This is a genomic window from Pseudomonas sp. p106 (genome assembly GCF_003936645.1).
GTDB classification, from domain to species: domain Bacteria; phylum Pseudomonadota; class Gammaproteobacteria; order Pseudomonadales; family Pseudomonadaceae; genus Aquipseudomonas; species Aquipseudomonas putida_E.
Genome location: NZ_RHQR01000021.1, coordinates 36828 through 53053, shown reverse-complemented (window position 1 = coordinate 53053; position 16226 = coordinate 36828). Strand labels below are relative to the sequence as shown.

Sequence of the window (16226 nt, the reverse complement as noted above, 5' to 3'; positions counted from 1 at the left end):
AGCACTTCATCGGCGAAATGCCTAAGGCAACAGGTCTTCAAGGCGCCCGTGCAAGCGCTGCGGGAGGTTTTCCTGGATCTCGATCAGCGCACGCTGGATGGCGCTTTGAAAGCCCTGCACGCCGGCCGAGCCATGGCTCTTGATGACGATACCCTGCAGCCCCAGAAAACTTGCCCCATTATGCCGCGCCGGCGCCAGGTCGGCCTGCAGACGCTTGAGCAGCGGCATCGCGACGGCCCCGGCAACACGTGACAACGGGCCACCCTTGAACAGTTTTTCGATGCGCGCAGCGATCATCGTCGCCAGGCCCTCGCTGGACTTGAGCAGGATATTGCCGACAAAGCCGTCGCACACCACCACGTCCGCCTCCCCCCGATAAAGGCCATCACCTTCGACGAAGCCGACATAATTGAGGCCGCGAGCGTTCTGCAACAGCGTGGCTGCCAGCTTGACCTGCTGATTGCCCTTGATGTCCTCGGTGCCGATATTCAACAGTGCCACCCGCGGGCGCTGGACACCCAAGGCCTGTGCGGCCACCGAGCCCATTACAGCGAACTGGTAGAGGTTTTCGGCACTGCAGTCGACATTGGCACCCAGGTCGAGCAACTGGCAGTACCCCGCCTGAGTCGGGATAGCCGCGACCATGGCAGGCCGATCGATACCCGGCAGCGTCTTGAGCACCAAGCGCGACAACGCCATCAGCGCGCCGGTATTGCCGGCACTGACGCAGGCCTGGGCCTTGCCATCACGCACCAGTTCAAGGGCGATGCGCATCGACGAGTCCGGCTTGCCGCGCAGCGCCTGGGATGGCCGCTCGTCCATACCGATCACCTCACTGGCAGCGACAATCTGCAGGCGCGCACGATCCGCAGCCGCAAGGCCACTGACAAGATCTTCTAGGAGGGATGGTTGACCGACGAGGGTCAGGTGCAGCGAGGGGGTAGCCGAAAGGCAGGCTATGCTAGCCTGGACAATGCTGCGGGGACCGAAGTCCCCGCCCATTGCGTCGATCGCGATGATCTGAGCAGACAAGGATTACTCGTCAGCGCCCTTGTCGATCACTTTACGACCACGGTATACGCCTTCTGGCGATACGTGGTGACGCAGGTGTACTTCACCGGTGGTCTTTTCTACCGACAGCGCGTTTTCCGACAGAGCGTCGTGCGAACGGCGCATGTCACGGGCAGAGCGGGATTTTTTGTTCTGCTGAACAGCCATAATTGATTAACTCCTAAACGTTTGGGTCACGCTTTAACTGCGCCAAAACACTGAACGGGTTGGACCGCGATACCTCGTCCTTGCTCGATTCGGGCTCGTCTGCGCCCGCCGGCTGCTGGCATTCTTCCGGATGATGAGCAGGCACGATGGGCAAGGCGAGCAGAAGCTCCTCCTCGATCAAGGCCTGCAGATCCAAAGGATCTTCGCCCAGTTCCAGCACGTCATAGCCTTTCGGCAACGACTGGGTATTCGCACCCTCCTTCACCACAGCGTAAGTACATTCGCTGTGAATCGGCAGGGTGACCAGCTCAAGACAACGCTGGCAAACCATTTTGACTTCGACATCCAGCTCGCTGTGGATAACCACCACGTGCTGTTCATCTCGTTCAAAATCGAACTTCGCCTGCACCGTACCGACATTGTCGGAAAGCGGGTCGCAGAGTCTTTCCAAATCAGCGAGTTGCAGCGAACCGTTAAGGGTTACGCCACGATCGGCTAATTTGCGCGGGTCAACGTGAGGTGGAATCGGGTCATTCAACATAGGCGCAGCATTCTAGGGATGCCCCCTGCACCTGTCAAAGGAAATTCGGCGGTATGTTGCATGTTAGAATCGGGATCAACTGATCAGGAGTCTACCATGCTGCCTTTGTTGCTGGCTTCCAGCTCCCCTTACCGGCGCGAACTGCTCGCGCGCCTGGGCCTGCCCTTCACCTGGGCAAGCCCCGACCTTGACGAGCGGCGGCTCGCTGACGAGCCCGCCACAGAGCTGGTGCGACGCCTGGCCAGGCAGAAGGCCGAGGCACTGGCCGGCAGCCACCCGCAGCACCTGATCATCGGCTCCGACCAGGTCGCGGTACTGGGCGAGCAGATTCTGGGCAAGCCGCACAGTTTCGAGCGCGCCTGCGAGCAATTGCTGGAGGCCAGCGGACAGCACGTCACCTTCCTGACCGGGGTGGCACTGCTGAACACCGCCACAGGGCAATGCCAGGTCGATTGCGTGCCGTTTACCGTAACGATGCGGGAACTGGACCGGGAGCGCGTGGAGCGCTACGTGACGGCCGAGCAGCCGCTCGATTGCGCGGGCAGCTTCAAGGCCGAGGGGCTGGGTGTGAGCTTGTTCAAGAGCACCCACGGGTGCGATGCCACCAGCCTGATCGGGCTGCCGTTGATCCGGCTGGTGGATATGCTGAGCACGGAAGGCGTGACAGTGCCCTGAGACCACCAGAGGCGGTCTTGCGCCCCATCACCCGCAAGCCTTATGCAGCAATTGCCGGCGATGGGGCCAGGCAAGCACTCAGCGCAAGGCAGGCCCCTGGAAGCCCATGTACATGGCCAACTTCTCCGCCACGCTGGCACCAATGCGCTTGGAGAAGCGATCGAACGGTGACTCTTCGACCGTGAAATCGACCAACTCCTTCTCCCCCACGATCTCACGCGCCACATAGCTCGCGCTACCCAGGCCATCGACAAGCCCCAGCGCCTTGGCCTGCTCACCCGACCACACCAGGCCACTGAACAGCTCAGGGTGCTCCTTGTCTTTCAGGCGATCACCCCTGCCCTGCTTGACCATGGCAATGAACTGCTGATGGGTGGTATTCAGCACGCCCTGCCAGAACGCCCGCTCTTCAGGCTTCTCCGGCGAGAACGGATCCAGGAAGGCCTTGTGCTCACCGGCGGTATACGTGCGCCGTTCCACACCAAGCTTCTCCATCGACCCCACAAAGCCATACCCGGCCGCCGTCACACCAATGGACCCCACCAGGCTGGCCTTGTCGGCATAGATCTCGTCCGCCGCACTGGCAATGTAATAGGCACCCGACGCACCCAGGTCAGCGATTACCGCGTACAGCTTGATGTCCGGATACTCGCCGCGCAGCCGGCGAATCTCGTCATAGACATAGCCTGCCTGCACCGGGCTGCCTCCGGGGCTATTGATACGCATGACCACGGCCTTGGTCTTTGGATCCTTGAACGCCTCGCGCAGGCTCTTGACCAGATTGTCGGCACTGGCAGCTTCCTGATCGGCGATCACCCCGCGCACTTCCACCAATGCGGTATGGCTGGTGCTGCGCGAAGCGGCCTTGTCCATATCCGTCCAAGGCAGGAACAGGGCCAATACACCGAAGAGGTAGACGAAGGTCAGCAGCTTGAAGAAGATCCCCCAGCGACGCGCCCTGCGCTGCTCCTGGACACCGGCCAGCAGGGTCTTCTCCAGCAGCTTCCAGCTTTTGCGCTCTACACGCTCATCCTCTTGACGGTCTTCGCGCGCCAGGCGCTCTTCTTCAGTCTCGGAACCGGGTGCTTTCCACTCGTCAACCATGCTCACCTACCTTGGAATTGGATTTGCGCAGAACCTGCCAGCCACTCGCGCAGCTGGGAAAAGTGATCGATGCACACTTGCGGACCGAACTCGGCCAACGCCTGCAGCGACATGGCACCATAGCCCACGGCCACAGAATGCATACCGGCGTTATTGGCCATCAGCAGATCGAATGCCGAATCTCCGACCATCAGCGCCCGCCCAGGTTCGACACCGCAATGCCCTAGAATTTCCTCGAGCATCAGCGGGTGCGGCTTGCCACGGGTCTCATCAGCGGCGCGGGTGATGTCGAAAAACCGCTCCCAGCCATTGGCCTTGAGCACCCGATCCAGACCACGACGCGCCTTGCCGGTCGCCACTGCCAGGCGATAACCCTCGACCCGGAAGGCATCCAGCGACTCGACCACCCCCTCGAACAACGGAGAAGGCTGCTGATCAAGCGCCGTATAGATGTCGGCATAGTGCTGACGGAAGGTTTCGACCTGCACAGGATCGAGGTGCGGATAGAGGGTTGAAATGGCTTCACCAAGCGCCAGGCCGATGATGCCCTTGACCGCCTCCTCCGGGCTTGGCGCCTCACCGGCGCGCTCGGCGGCGGCATTCATCGCCTCGACGATCCGCCCGATCGAGTCGGCCAAGGTGCCGTCCCAGTCGAAGATCAGCAACTCGTAAGACTTTTTCATGAATCAGGACGCCCCCAGACGCTCCACGGTTTTCGCCCAGACTTCGTCCACAGGCGCTTCGAGCTTGAGCTCACCACCATCAGGCAGCGGCACCGTGAGCGCATAGGCGTGCAGGAACAGGCGCTTGCCTCCCAAGTCACGAATTTCGCGGCTGAAATCCTCGTCGCCGTACTTGCTGTCACCAGCGATCATGTGGCCAGCGTGCAGAGTATGTACGCGAATCTGATGGGTACGCCCCGTGATGGGGCGCGCCTCGACAATGGTGGCGAACTCGCCGAAACGGCGAAGCACACGGAACAGGGTGAGCGCCTCCTTGCCCTCCTCGTTCACCTCGACCATACGCTCGCCCGAACGCAGGTTGCTCTTGAGCAACGGAGCATTGACCTGCTTCTTCGAGGTAGGCCAGTGGCCACGCACCAGCGCCATGTAGCGCTTGTCGACCCCATCGCCACGCAGCGCGGCATGCAGGTGGCGCAGCATGCTGCGCTTCTTGGCAATCATCAGCAGGCCCGAGGTGTCGCGGTCCAGGCGGTGCACCAGCTCCAGCTCCTTGGCATCGGGGCGCAACTGGCGCAGCGCCTCGATCACACCGAAGCTCAGGCCACTGCCGCCATGCACGGCGATACCGGCCGGCTTGTTCATCACGATCAGCGCCTTGTCCTCGTAGACGATGGCAGCTTCCAGGCGCTGCAGCAGCCCCTGGGCAACCGGGGCCGGCTCGTCACGCTCGGGGAGGCGCACAGGGGGCACACGGACGATGTCACCCGCCTGGATCTTGTACTCAGGCTTGACACGGCCCTTGTTGACCCGAACCTCGCCTTTGCGCAGGATGCGGTAGACCAGCGTTCTGGGTACACCCTTGAGCGCCGTGATGAGGAAATTGTCGATGCGTTGGCCGGCAAGCTCCGGCGCGACTTCGATCAGCTGAACGCCGGAAGTCGGAGGGGTATTGGTCGTCATCAAGGGATCATAACAATTTTTTATGGAATTGAAGCACTTAATCATTACTGCTATAGTCGCGAACGCCGCCAAAAGCGGCAGGCCAGCGGAACCAGGCCCTTGGCCGGTCCCTGACCAACGCAATTCTGCAGGACGCGAGGCCGTCCTACGGGGTTTTCGCCAGTTTACCGAATTGCCTGGAATCGCCACCAGCGCTGTGTAGAGAAGACCGAAAAAAAACGACAAGTGCGGTGTTTCACCTGCTTACCCGCTTCTTTTCGCTGCACCTCTGCCCGCCCCGACGCTTGCACGCAACGCACGGCGAATGCTTCGGAAATACCTGCCTTGGACATGAATGGCGTCAGCGCGGAAACTGCGCTGGCGAAAAATGCAACCCGTTGCGGATTCAGCGCGCGGCAGCACCCGAATTATCAGGGATACGTGCAGGGTGGAGATGCACAGCCCTCGGACCGTGTAGCACCGCGTCCGGCCACCGGCCCAGTGAATGGCCGGCGAGCGGATAAGGTCCTGAACAGATGCCCCATGGGCGTCCACGGCTGACGGTTGATTCCTCCTCCTGACTGAGTGCACGAGGCCTGCTGGGTTGATTCGGATATCGATTCGGATATCTCTGCAGATACCGCAGGGGCCTCTTGGCACCGCAGCAAACAGGACGCGTCGTCGCGACAACGGCAGGCTGGGAAACCGGCTGGTGCCGAACGTTGCTCGACACGGGGGTGGCCCGGCCACCCTTTGCGCACCTTGGCACCGACCATGAGAAGTCGTGTGTGCCGAACGCCGTTTCCGGCAGCCCGGAAACCGACGGTACAACATGAAAAGAATGCTGATTAACGCAACTCAACCCGAAGAGTTGCGTGTAGCCCTGGTGGACGGCCAACGTCTCTACGACCTGGACATCGAGTCCGGCGCGCGTGAGCAGAAAAAGGCCAACATCTACAAAGGCAAGATCACCCGGATCGAGCCCAGCCTCGAAGCCGCCTTCGTCGACTTCGGCTCCGAACGTCACGGCTTCCTGCCGCTGAAGGAAATCTCCCGCGAGTACTTCAAGAAAGCCCCTGAAGGCCGCGTCAACATCAAGGATGTCCTGAGCGAAGGCCAGGAAGTCATCGTCCAGGTCGAGAAGGAAGAGCGCGGCAACAAAGGCGCCGCCCTGACCACCTTCATCAGCCTGGCAGGTCGCTACCTGGTGCTGATGCCCAACAACCCACGCGCTGGCGGCATCTCCCGCCGCATCGAAGGCGAAGAGCGCAACGAACTGCGTGAAGCCCTCAACGGCCTGACCGTGCCAGGCGACATGGGCCTGATCGTGCGCACCGCTGGCCTTGGCCGCAGCAGCGAAGAAATGCAGTGGGACCTCGATTACCTGCTGCAGCTGTGGACCGCCATCAAGGAAGCATCCCTGGATCGCGCTGCACCCTTCCTGATCTACCAGGAAAGCAACGTCATCATCCGCGCCATCCGCGACTACCTGCGCCAGGACATCGGCGAAGTGCTGATCGACAGCATCGATGCCCAGGAAGAAGCCCTGACCTTCATCCGCCAGGTGATGCCGCAGTACGCCAGCAAGGTCAAGCTGTACGAAGACAGCGTGCCGCTGTTCAACCGCTTCCAGATCGAAAGCCAGATCGAAACCGCCTTCCAGCGCGTCGTCGACCTGCCATCGGGCGGCTCGATCGTGATCGACCCGACCGAGGCCCTGGTTTCCATCGACATCAACTCGGCGCGCGCCACCAAGGGCAGCGACATCGAGGAAACCGCCCTGCAGACCAACCTGGAAGCGGCCGAGGAAATCGCCCGCCAGCTGCGCCTGCGTGACATCGGCGGCCTGATCGTCATCGACTTCATCGACATGACGCCGGCGAAGAACCAGCGCGCCGTCGAAGAACGAGTACGCGAAGCCCTCGAGGCAGACCGTGCCCGCGTGCAGGTCGGCCGCATCTCGCGCTTCGGCCTGCTGGAAATGTCCCGTCAGCGCCTGCGCCCGTCGCTAGGCGAAAGCAGCGGCATCGTCTGCCCGCGCTGCTCCGGCACCGGCATCATCCGTGATGTCGAGTCGCTGTCCCTGGCCATCCTGCGCCTGATCGAAGAAGAAGCCCTGAAGGACCGTACTGCCGAAGTACGCGCCCAGGTACCGATTCCGGTGGCCGCCTTCCTGCTCAACGAGAAGCGCAACTCGATCACCAAGATCGAACTGCGCACCCGTGCCCGCATCATCATTCTGCCGAACGACCACCTGGAAACCCCGCACTTCGAAGTCCAGCGCCTGCGCGACGACAACCCGGAAGTGCTGAACAACCAGTCCAGCTACGAAATCGCCGCCACCGAAACCGAAGAAGCGCCGCAGCCGACCGCCACGCGCACCCTGGTGCGCCAGGAAGCAGCGGTCAAGACCGCACCGGCCCGCGCCAACGCTCCGGTACCGAGCGCTGTCGAAGAACAGCAGCCTGCCGCACCGGCAGCCCCGGCACCCAGCGTTCCGGAGCCAAGCCTGTTCAAAGGCCTGGTGAAGTCGCTGGTCAGCCTGTTCGCCGGCAAGGAAGAGCCTGCCGCCGCACCGGTGGTCGCAGCCGAGAAGCCTGCCACCGAGCGCACTCAGCGTAACGAGGAGCGTCGCAACGGCCGCCAGCAGAGCCGCAACCGCAACGGCCGCCGTGACGAAGAGCGCAAACCTCGTGAAGAACGCGCCGAGCGTGCGCCGCGTGAAGAGCGCCAGCCGCGTGAAGAGCGCGCCCCTCGTGAAGAACGTGCCCCTCGTGAAGAGCGCGCACCTCGTGAAGAACGCGCACCTCGCCAGCCACGCGAAGACCGCCGCGGCAACCGCGAAGAGCGCGTCCGCGAACTGCGTGAGCCTCTGGATGCAGCACCGGCCGCTCGTGAAGAGCGCCAGCCACGTGAAGAGCGTGCTCCACGCGAAGAACGTGCGCCTCGCGAAGAACGCGCACCTCGCGAAGAACGTGCGCCTCGTGAAGAGCGTGCCCCACGCGAAGAACGCGCTCCACGTGAAGAGCGTGCACCTCGCGAAGAACGCGCACCGCGCGAAGAACGTCAGCCTCGCCCGCCACGCGAAGAGCGCCAGCCACGTGAAGCTGAGCAGGCTGCCGAGAAGGCTGCAGAGCTCGCCGATGAGCAACTGCCGAACGAGGAGCTGCAACAGGACGAGCAGGAAGGTTCCGATGACGAGCGTCCGCGCCGCCGCTCCCGCGGCCAGCGTCGCCGCAGCAACCGTCGTGAGCGCCAGCGCAACGCCAATGGCGAGCTGATCGAAGGCAGCGAGGAAGAAGGCAGCGACGAGCAACCGCAACAGCACCAGGCCACCGAGCTGGGTGCCGAACTGGCTGCCGGCCTGGCCGTCACCGCCGCTGTCGCCAGCAGCAACATCAGTGCCGGCGCCGAAGCGCAAGCCAACCAGCAGGCTGAACGCGCCAGTGCCGAAGCCGCGACCACCGACAACAGCGAAGTCGCTCAGCCGGCCGAGCAGGTCGAAGCCGTCGCCAAGGCCGAGGAAATCGCCATTGCACCGGTGGTCGAGCAGCCGCTCAGCGAGCCGGTCGCCGCGGTCCAAGCCAGTGCCGTGCCTGTGGTTGAAGTTGCGCCTGAGCCGGTAGTCGAACAGGCCCCTGCGGTCGAGCCGGTAGTGGTTGCCGAGGCGCCTGTAGAGGCACCTGTCGAAGCACCGGCCATCGAAGCAGGTGAAGCAGAGAAAGCCCAGGTCGCCGCTGAACAAGCGCCGGCTGCCGAGCTGCCTTCTGCTGTCGTCGAAACCCAGCCAGAAGTGGCTGCCGAGCCTGTAGCAACCGTAGTTGAAGCAGCACCTGTAGTCGCCGAACCTGCCCCGGTAGAAGCACCGGCAGCGGTCGAAGCGGCCACCGTCATGCTGCCTAACGGCCGCGCCCCTAACGACCCACGCGAAGTGCGTCGTCGCAAGCGTGAGGCCGAAGCGGCAGCCAAGGCTGCGCAGGAAGCGGCCGCTGCTGGCACGCCAGCGCTGGAGACCGCCGATGAGCACAAGCCTCATCACGGTTGATAGCCACGGCTGAATGAAAAAGCCCCGCCAGTGTGAACTGGCGGGGCTTTTTCTTGGCCGTTTGTCGTGCCTGCACCGGCCTCAGTACAGGTTGGGTTCCATCTCCAGCTCAACCCCGAAGCGCGCCAGGATATCCGCCTGAATGCGCTGCGCCAGGCCATGCAACTGCGCCCCGCTCGCCTGGCCATAATTGACCAGCACCAGCGACTGCAAGCGGTGCACGCCGGCATCGCCATCCCGATAACCCTTCCAGCCGGCCTGCTCGATCAACCAGCCTGCGGCCAGCTTCACCTGCCCGTCAGCCTGGGGATAAGCCACCACACCTGGAAACTCAGCGCGGATGCGCGCCACCTGTTCGACGGCAACGACCGGGTTCTTGAAAAAGCTGCCGGCATTGCCCAACTCTGCCGGGTCGGGCAGCTTCTCGCGGCGAATGCTGCAAATAGCGTCGCTGATCGCCTGCGCCGTCGGCTCCTGCACGCCCTGCTCGGCCAGACGCTGACGCACCGGGCCGTAATCCAGATGGGCCTGCAGCCGGTGGCTCAGGGCAAAACGCACCCGCAGGATCAACCAACGCCCAGGGTTACGCTTGAACAGGCTGTCGCGGTAACCGAAGGCGCATTCCTCAAGCCCGAAGTCACGCAGCTCGCCCGTCTGCCGGTCCAGTGCCGTCAAACCGGCGAACACATCCTTGATCTCTACCCCATAGGCACCCACATTCTGCATTGGCGCCGCGCCCACCGTGCCCGGGATAAGGCTGAGGTTTTCAAGGCCACAAAGGCCTTGCTGCAACGACCATTGCACGAAGGGATGCCAGGGCTCACCCGCCTCGGCCTCCACCAGCACACGCCCCGCGTCATCGCCAAGGACGTGGCGGCCACGGCTGGCCATGTGCAGCACCAGCGCGTCGACATCACGGGTCAGCAGCACGTTGCTGCCGCCGCCGATCACCATCACCGCAAGCCCTCGCTGGCGCGCTTGCGCCAGGGCCTCGCGCACCTCATCGTCGGTATGTACCTGGGCGAAGTAGCGGGCTTTAACATCGATGCCGAAGGTGTTGTAAGGCTTGAGCGAAACCTGCTCCTGCCAGTGCGCCGTCATAACCGCCCCTTGATTTCGACAACCAGCTCACGGCAGGCCGCCTCGATCAGGTCCAGCACCTGCTCGAAGCCCTCTGCACCGCCGTAGTAAGGGTCCGGCACTTCATCCACAGCCGCCTCATAGCGGCGCAGGAACAGGTCCAGCTCGCCAGTCGCATTGTACGGACGCATGGCGCGCAGGTGGCCCAGGTTGCTTTCATCCATGGCCAGAATCAGGTCGTACTCGGCAAAGTGCTCAGCCTTGACTTGCTGGGCACGCTGTCGCGACAGGTCATAGCCCCGCGCCAGGGCGGCCTTGCAGGTGCGGCTGTCAGGCCCCTTGCCCACGTGCCAGTCACCGGTACCGGCAGAGGCCACGTGAACCTGCCCAGCCAGGCCTGCGGCCTGCAACTGATGACGCAGCACACCTTCGGCGGTGGGCGACCGGCAGATATTGCCCAGGCAAACGAACAGGACGCGCATCAGGCCTCCAGCAAGCGCCGCACGCGCTCGAGGTCTTGTGCAGTATCGACACCCACTGCTGGCGCCTCGATGGCGTCCGCCACGTGAATACGCACGCCATGCCACAGCGCACGCAGCTGCTCAAGCGCCTCGGTCTGCTCGAGCCAGCACGGGCCCCAGCTGACGAAGTCCTGAAGGAAACCGACGCGGTAGGCGTACATGCCGATATGGCGACGGTAGGGCACGCCCTGCGGCAGTTGATCGCGGTCCTTGGCGAAAGCGTCACGCGCCCACGGCAGCGGCGCACGGCTGAAGCTCAAGGCCAGGCCGTTCTTGTCGCTGACCACCTTGACCGCATTGGGGTTGAACACGGTTTCAGGGTCGTGGATCGGCTCGGCCAGGGTCGCAATACCTGCCTCCGGATGCGCCGCCAGGTTGGCTGCGACCTGATCGATGATCACCGGCGGAATAAGCGGCTCGTCACCCTGGACGTTGACCACGATGGCGTCGGCAGGCAAGCCAAGCTGCGCAGCCACTTCAGCCAGGCGGTCGGTACCCGACTCATGGTCGGCGCGGGTCATCAGCACTTCAGCGCCAAAGGCCTGACAAGCCTCGACGATACCGGCATCGTCGGTGGCGATGACCACACGGCCGGCACCGCTCTTGCGCGCCTGCTCCCAGACATGCTGAACCATCGGCTTGCCGGCGATCAGCAGCAACGGCTTGCCCGGCAGGCGCGTCGAGCGCAGGCGGGCGGGAATGACCACGGTGAAGTTCAAGCTCATTTGTCCAGACGCTCGTCGTCGGTCAGGGTACGCGCCTCGCTTTCCAGCATCACCGGGATGCCATCGCGAATCGGATAGGCCAGGCCTGCGCCCTTGCTGATCAGCTCGGTCTTGTCAGCGCTGAGCTTGAGCGGGCCCTTGGTGATCGGGCAGGCCAGGATGTCGAGCAGTTTGGTGTCCATGGAAGCGTCCTTGAGGCCAGATGGCCGGAAATTGAAAAGCGGGCTCAGGGCGTTCGATGCCCAGGCAGCAAGCGTTGCAGCTGGCTGTCGAACCAGTCACAGAAGGCCGGCGTAGGCAGGGCCTCCACGGCCAGGTACCACCAGTCATCGGCAGCGAAGGCGCGGCACTTCACCGCATCCTTCTCGGTCATCACCAACGGCAGTGGCGGGCTGAAAGCCAGGCTCTGAGCGCTGAACTGGGCGTGGTCGGCGAACGGATGCGGCACCGGCTGCCAGTTTAGCCCCAGCAGGGTATTGAAGAAACGTTGCGGGTTGCCGATACCGGCTACCGCATGCAGGCGCTGGCCCGCCGGGAAGAAGTCGAGCGCGCGGCGCTCGCCACTGCGCAGGTTGACCAGCGCACTGGGTTGCAGACGAAAGGCGAAGCCCTCCGGGCGGTCGGCGCTGGCGCCGTTGAACAGCACCGCATCAGCCTCTTGCAGGCGCTCGGCAGGCTCGCGCAGGGGCCCGGCCGGTAAGCAGCGGCCATTGCCCAGGCCACGCGCAGCGTCGATCAGCACCAGTTCCAGGTCGCGTGCCAGGCGGTAGTGCTGCATACCGTCGTCACACAGGATCAGGTCCAACGGCTCGCTGGCCAGCAATGCCTGCACGGCGCGGGAGCGGTCGGGGTCGATCATCAGCGGCACACCCGTGCGCTGAACGATCAGCAACGGTTCATCGCCGGCCTGCTCGGCACTCTGCGAGGCTTCGACACGCCAGGGCAGGCGAGGCGGTTCTGCACCGTAGCCGCGGCTGACCACCCCCACCTTCAGCCCCTGGCGCCGGCAATGCTCGATCAACCAGAGGATCATCGGCGTCTTGCCGGTGCCACCAATGGTGATGTTGCCCACCACGATGACCGGTACCGGGGCGCGGTAGCTGGCGCTTTCGCCACTGAGAAACCGTGCGCGCTTGCGCGTCACTACCCGCCGGTAAAGCGCCTCGAGCGGGCGCAGCAGGGCAAGGGCCGGGTGCCCGGCGTACCAGGCGGCTAGCAGACGGTCAGCGAGCGCCATCAAGGTGTCCCCTGGGCGGCCTCGACGGTGGTCATGCGCAGCTGGCTGAAACCGAGCTTGCCGGCGGCATCCATCGCAGTGATCACGGCCTGGTGCGGGGTCTTGCCGTCGGCACTGATGGCCAGCGGCAGCGTGTTGTCACCGCCCGATTCGCGCTGGATCGCCTCGGTCAGGGTCGCCAGGTCGCTCTTGGGCAACAGGTGATTGTTCACCGAATACACGCCGTCTGCACTGATGGTGACCTCCACCAGCTTTTCCGGGTCTGCGACGGGCTGTTCGGCGCTGACGGCCTCGGGCAGCTCCACACGCAGCTGGGTCTCACGGGTAAAGGTGGTGGTGACCACGAAGAACAGCAGCAGGACAAACACCACGTCGATCAACGACGCCAGGTTGATGTCGACGTTCTCCCGCTGGCGATTGCGCCGGAACTTCACGCCTTGCCTCCGGCCACTTCGACTTCGCGGTCGCCCTGGATGACCTCCACCAGCTTGATCGCCTCCTGCTCCATGCCCACCACCAGTTCGTCGATGCGGCGCAACAGGAAGCGGTGGAAGAACACTGCCGGGATGCCGACCATCAGGCCGGCTGCCGTAGTGACAAGGGCCTTGGAGATACCACTGGCCAGCACCGCCGCATTGGCGGTCATCTGCGACCCCATGAAGGCGCTGAAGATATCGATCATGCCCAGCACGGTACCCAGCAGGCCGAGCAGTGGGGCCATCGCGGCGATGGTACCGAGGGTGCTGATGTAGCGCTCCAGTTCATGAATGACCCGCGAGGCAGACTCCTCGATGCACTCTTTCATGATTTCACGGCCATGGCGCGAGTTGGCCAGGCCCGCAGCGAGGATTTCACCCAGCGGCGAATCGGCGCGCAGGGCCTTGAGCTTGTCACTGGTGAGCTGCTTGTCCTTGATCCACATCCACACCTGGCCCAGCAGGTGCGGCGGGGTAACGCGGCTGGCGCGCAGGGTCCACAGGCGCTCGACGACGATAGCCATGGCAGCGATGGAGCTCAGAATGATCGGCAGCATCATCCAACCACCGGACTTGACCAATTCCCACACAGTAAACGCCCCCTCGGAAAAAGGCCGCCACTCTAACATAGGCGCGCGGGGGGCTCATCTGCCGAAGGTCAGGGAATTGTGTGGCTATACCCAGGGCAGGCTCATCAACCATCACGGCGCGCTGCCCCGCCAAAAGCGCTTTTGCGCCCGCACCCCTTCCACTTCGCCATGGTTGCCCAGCAGCAACCGCAAGGCCCCCTCCACCGCCGTATCGTGAATGGCCATCCCATGCCGCCGATAGCGCTCGACCACCTGCACATGCGGATGCCCAAAACCGTTGTTGCGCCCCCGTGAAATCAGCACGCCGCGCGGCGCCGTAGCGCGGATGAATGCCTCTGTCGAGGAACTGCGGCTGCCATGGTGCGGTGATTGCAACCAATCGATACGTGGCGTCGCGTGGGCCGCCAACCACGCGCGCTCGGCGCCCGCCTCCATATCGCCTGCCAACAGCAGCCGCTCCCCCTGCGCCTCGACCAGCAACACGCAAGAGCGGTCGTTGCTGCTCTGCCCTTGGGCCCAATGCCACAGCGAAAAGCGCACGCCATCCCATTCCCACTGCTCATCACTGGCACAAGGCTGCAGTGCAAGGTCCTCCAACACTTCGCCGCCCAGCACACGCAACACCGGCAACCCACGGTAGACAGCCGGCGCGCCACCTGCATGGTCGGCATGGGCATGGCTGATCAGCATGATGTCCAGGCGCTTTACGCCCAACTTGTGCAGGGTCGGCAACACCACCCGCTCACCCAGATCGCTCTCGCCCCGCGCCGGGCCGGCGTCGTAAAGCAGGCTATGGTTTTGCGTGCGCAGCAGTACCGCCAAGCCCTGCCCGACATCCAGCTGCCAGACCTCCACCTGCCCCTGCGGCACAGCCTCCCTGGGCACCCACAACGCCAGCAGCATCGCCCCGCCCAGGCTGCGCAGGGGCACACCGGACGGCAGCAGCACCAGCAACGCACCCAAACAGACCATCAGCCAGGCCCAGACCGGCAAAGCAGGCGGTATCCACGCCGGGCGCCAGTGCGCCACCCAAGCCAGCAACCGGAACAAGACATCCAGCAGCCCACCCGCCAACCACAACAGGCCTTCACCAACCCCTGCCAAGGGCAGCAGCAACGTTCCAAGCAGCGCCAAGGGCAATACCGCAAGGCTGACCCAGGGCACTGCCAGCAAGTTGGCCAGTGGCGCACTCAGGCTGACTGGCAAACCGGTGGCGATCAGTACCGGCAGCAAGCCGATGGCGATCACCCACTGGGCGCGGGTCCATCCTTGCCAGGGCCGCCAGCGGCCCAGACGTGAGCTGAAGCAGTAGACCAGGGTCGCCACCGCCGCAAACGACAACCAGAACCCTGGCAGCAGCGGCGCAAGCGGCTCGGCGACCAGCACCCCGATGAGGGCCAGCAGCAAAGGGAACAGCGCCCCAAGATGGCGAAAGCGCAGGCGCCAGAGCAGAACCACCGCCAGCATCAGGCAGGCGCGCTGCACCGGCACCCCCGCACCGGCCAGCCAGCCATAGGCCAGCGCCGCGCCCAGTGCCAGGCCGCACGCACACGGCAACCAGGGTAGCGCCCGTGGCCACAGGCCCCAGCGCGCCAGGCCGGCGACCAAGGCGTAAAGCAGGCCGGCGACCAGGCCGATGTGCTGACCCGAAATCACCAACAGGTGTACCGTGCCCGTGGCCTGCAGCGCTTGCCAGTCCTCACGGGCCAGGCCGGCGCCATCGCCGAGCACCAACGCGACAAGGGCCGCTTCCCGGCCATGCGCGGCGACGCTCAACAAGCGCTGGCGCAGTGCGTCACGCCAACCCGGCTGCGCGGCGTCCAGCACATGGCCCGCCTTGACCGTACCAGTGGCGCCGATACGCCTGGCCAACAACTGCGCCTCCCGGTCCGGACCGTGCGGGTTGAGCAGCCCGGCCGGGCGCTGCAAGGTCGCGGCCAGGCGCCAGCGCTCGCCAGCCCGTACCGGCGGGCCATCGAACCAGTGCAATTGCAGGCGCTGGGGCAACGCAGCGCGGCGCGAGCGAGGTTGCTCCAACTCAAAGCGCACACCACTCAGCGTATGGGCCGGCAAGCCGACCACCCTGCCCTCCAGCCACAGCGTTCGGCCATCCAGGCCTGGGGCCAGGCGATCATCCAGTGCCTCCTGCGCCGACCAGCAAGCCCAGCACATACCCAGCACGCAGCAGCCCAGCGGCCACAGCCGTGTGCTCAGGCAAACCAGGCCGCCGCCGAGCAGCAGCCACAGCCACCCGACCGATGGCAATTCGGGGAGAACGCCCAGGCACAACAGCCCGAGCGCCAGCGCAAACATCCCTGTGCGCATGAGTTAGAGCTCCAGAAACGCAGTTACCCCTCAGGCATAGACGAAATGACGCCAAGGCTCGCTCAAC

16 protein-coding genes are annotated in these 16226 nt (G+C 64.2%); 2 read left to right on the top strand and 14 right to left on the bottom strand.

The genetic code is table 11. From position 1 onward, the window contains the following. Positions 1 to 21: 21 nt before the first annotated feature. Genes plsX through EGJ09_RS21925 form a run of 3 tightly spaced genes read right to left on the bottom strand, consistent with a single transcriptional unit; the run spans position 22 to position 1759 of the window. Positions 22 to 1032 (bottom strand): phosphate acyltransferase PlsX, encoded by a 1011-nt coding sequence (gene plsX / locus EGJ09_RS21935; protein ID WP_080952128.1) that lies wholly within the window; start codon positions 1030 to 1032, stop codon positions 22 to 24. Positions 1033 to 1035: 3 nt separating this feature from the next. Beyond that, complete coding sequence (gene rpmF, locus EGJ09_RS21930) at positions 1036 to 1218, bottom strand: 50S ribosomal protein L32 (RefSeq protein WP_010223221.1); 183 nt, start codon at positions 1216 to 1218, stop codon at positions 1036 to 1038. A 13-nt stretch (positions 1219 to 1231) separates the two neighbouring features. Beyond that, positions 1232 to 1759, bottom strand: a complete 528-nt coding sequence (locus EGJ09_RS21925; protein WP_012313431.1) for a YceD family protein — start codon at positions 1757 to 1759, stop codon at positions 1232 to 1234. A gap of 96 nt (positions 1760 to 1855) precedes the next feature. On the opposite strand from EGJ09_RS21925, the gene EGJ09_RS21920 reads away from it, so the two are divergent. After that, the gene (locus tag EGJ09_RS21920; protein ID WP_046786561.1) at positions 1856 to 2434 is read left to right on the top strand and encodes a nucleoside triphosphate pyrophosphatase; all 579 of its coding nucleotides are present in this window, start codon (positions 1856 to 1858) and stop codon (positions 2432 to 2434) included. A 78-nt stretch (positions 2435 to 2512) separates the two neighbouring features. Here EGJ09_RS21920 and EGJ09_RS21915 read toward each other — a convergent pair whose 3' ends face one another. Genes EGJ09_RS21915 through rluC form a run of 3 tightly spaced genes read right to left on the bottom strand, consistent with a single transcriptional unit; the run spans position 2513 to position 5181 of the window. Next, positions 2513 to 3538, bottom strand: coding sequence for a S49 family peptidase (locus tag EGJ09_RS21915; RefSeq protein ID WP_046786562.1), 1026 nt, complete (start codon positions 3536 to 3538; stop codon positions 2513 to 2515). 2 nt (positions 3539 to 3540) lie between these two features. Beyond that, entirely contained in the window at positions 3541 to 4221 is a 681-nt protein-coding gene (locus EGJ09_RS21910) for an HAD family hydrolase (protein WP_046786563.1), read from the bottom strand. 3 nt (positions 4222 to 4224) lie between these two features. Then, entirely contained in the window at positions 4225 to 5181 is a 957-nt protein-coding gene (gene rluC / locus EGJ09_RS21905; RefSeq protein WP_115275617.1) for a 23S rRNA pseudouridine(955/2504/2580) synthase RluC, read from the bottom strand. An 811-nt stretch (positions 5182 to 5992) separates the two neighbouring features. On the opposite strand from rluC, the gene rne reads away from it, so the two are divergent. After that, the gene (gene rne, locus EGJ09_RS21895; RefSeq protein ID WP_177433176.1) at positions 5993 to 9205 is read left to right on the top strand and encodes a ribonuclease E; all 3213 of its coding nucleotides are present in this window, start codon (positions 5993 to 5995) and stop codon (positions 9203 to 9205) included. An 81-nt stretch (positions 9206 to 9286) separates the two neighbouring features. On the opposite strand, the gene murB is transcribed toward rne, so the two are convergent. The 8 genes from murB to EGJ09_RS21855 all read right to left on the bottom strand — a co-directional run bounded on the left by murB (position 9287) and on the right by EGJ09_RS21855 (position 16159). After that, the gene (gene murB, locus EGJ09_RS21890) at positions 9287 to 10306 is read right to left on the bottom strand and encodes a UDP-N-acetylmuramate dehydrogenase (protein ID WP_125924765.1); all 1020 of its coding nucleotides are present in this window, start codon (positions 10304 to 10306) and stop codon (positions 9287 to 9289) included. Next, positions 10303 to 10767 (bottom strand): low molecular weight protein-tyrosine-phosphatase, encoded by a 465-nt coding sequence (locus EGJ09_RS21885; RefSeq protein WP_115275614.1) that lies wholly within the window; start codon positions 10765 to 10767, stop codon positions 10303 to 10305. The genes murB and EGJ09_RS21885 overlap by 4 nt, the downstream gene beginning before the upstream one ends. Continuing rightward, positions 10767 to 11531, bottom strand: coding sequence for a 3-deoxy-manno-octulosonate cytidylyltransferase (gene kdsB / locus EGJ09_RS21880; protein WP_046786568.1), 765 nt, complete (start codon positions 11529 to 11531; stop codon positions 10767 to 10769). The genes EGJ09_RS21885 and kdsB overlap by 1 nt, the downstream gene beginning before the upstream one ends. Further along, positions 11528 to 11713, bottom strand: coding sequence for a Trm112 family protein (locus EGJ09_RS21875; protein WP_003247142.1), 186 nt, complete (start codon positions 11711 to 11713; stop codon positions 11528 to 11530). The genes kdsB and EGJ09_RS21875 overlap by 4 nt, the downstream gene beginning before the upstream one ends. 44 nt (positions 11714 to 11757) lie before the next feature. Next, on the bottom strand, positions 11758 to 12768 hold the full coding sequence (gene lpxK, locus EGJ09_RS21870; protein ID WP_119688514.1) for a tetraacyldisaccharide 4'-kinase: 1011 nt from the start codon (positions 12766 to 12768) through the stop codon (positions 11758 to 11760). Next, complete coding sequence (locus EGJ09_RS21865) at positions 12768 to 13202, bottom strand: biopolymer transporter ExbD (protein WP_012313421.1); 435 nt, start codon at positions 13200 to 13202, stop codon at positions 12768 to 12770. Before EGJ09_RS21865 ends, lpxK begins: the two co-directional genes overlap by 1 nt. Then, positions 13199 to 13834 carry a MotA/TolQ/ExbB proton channel family protein gene (locus tag EGJ09_RS21860; RefSeq protein ID WP_039601022.1) on the bottom strand — a complete coding sequence of 212 codons (636 nt, stop codon included), beginning with the start codon at positions 13832 to 13834 and terminating at the stop codon, positions 13199 to 13201. Before EGJ09_RS21860 ends, EGJ09_RS21865 begins: the two co-directional genes overlap by 4 nt. A 111-nt stretch (positions 13835 to 13945) precedes the next feature. Beyond that, positions 13946 to 16159 (bottom strand): DNA internalization-related competence protein ComEC/Rec2, encoded by a 2214-nt coding sequence (locus EGJ09_RS21855; protein WP_125924764.1) that lies wholly within the window; start codon positions 16157 to 16159, stop codon positions 13946 to 13948. Positions 16160 to 16226: the final 67 nt, after the last annotated feature.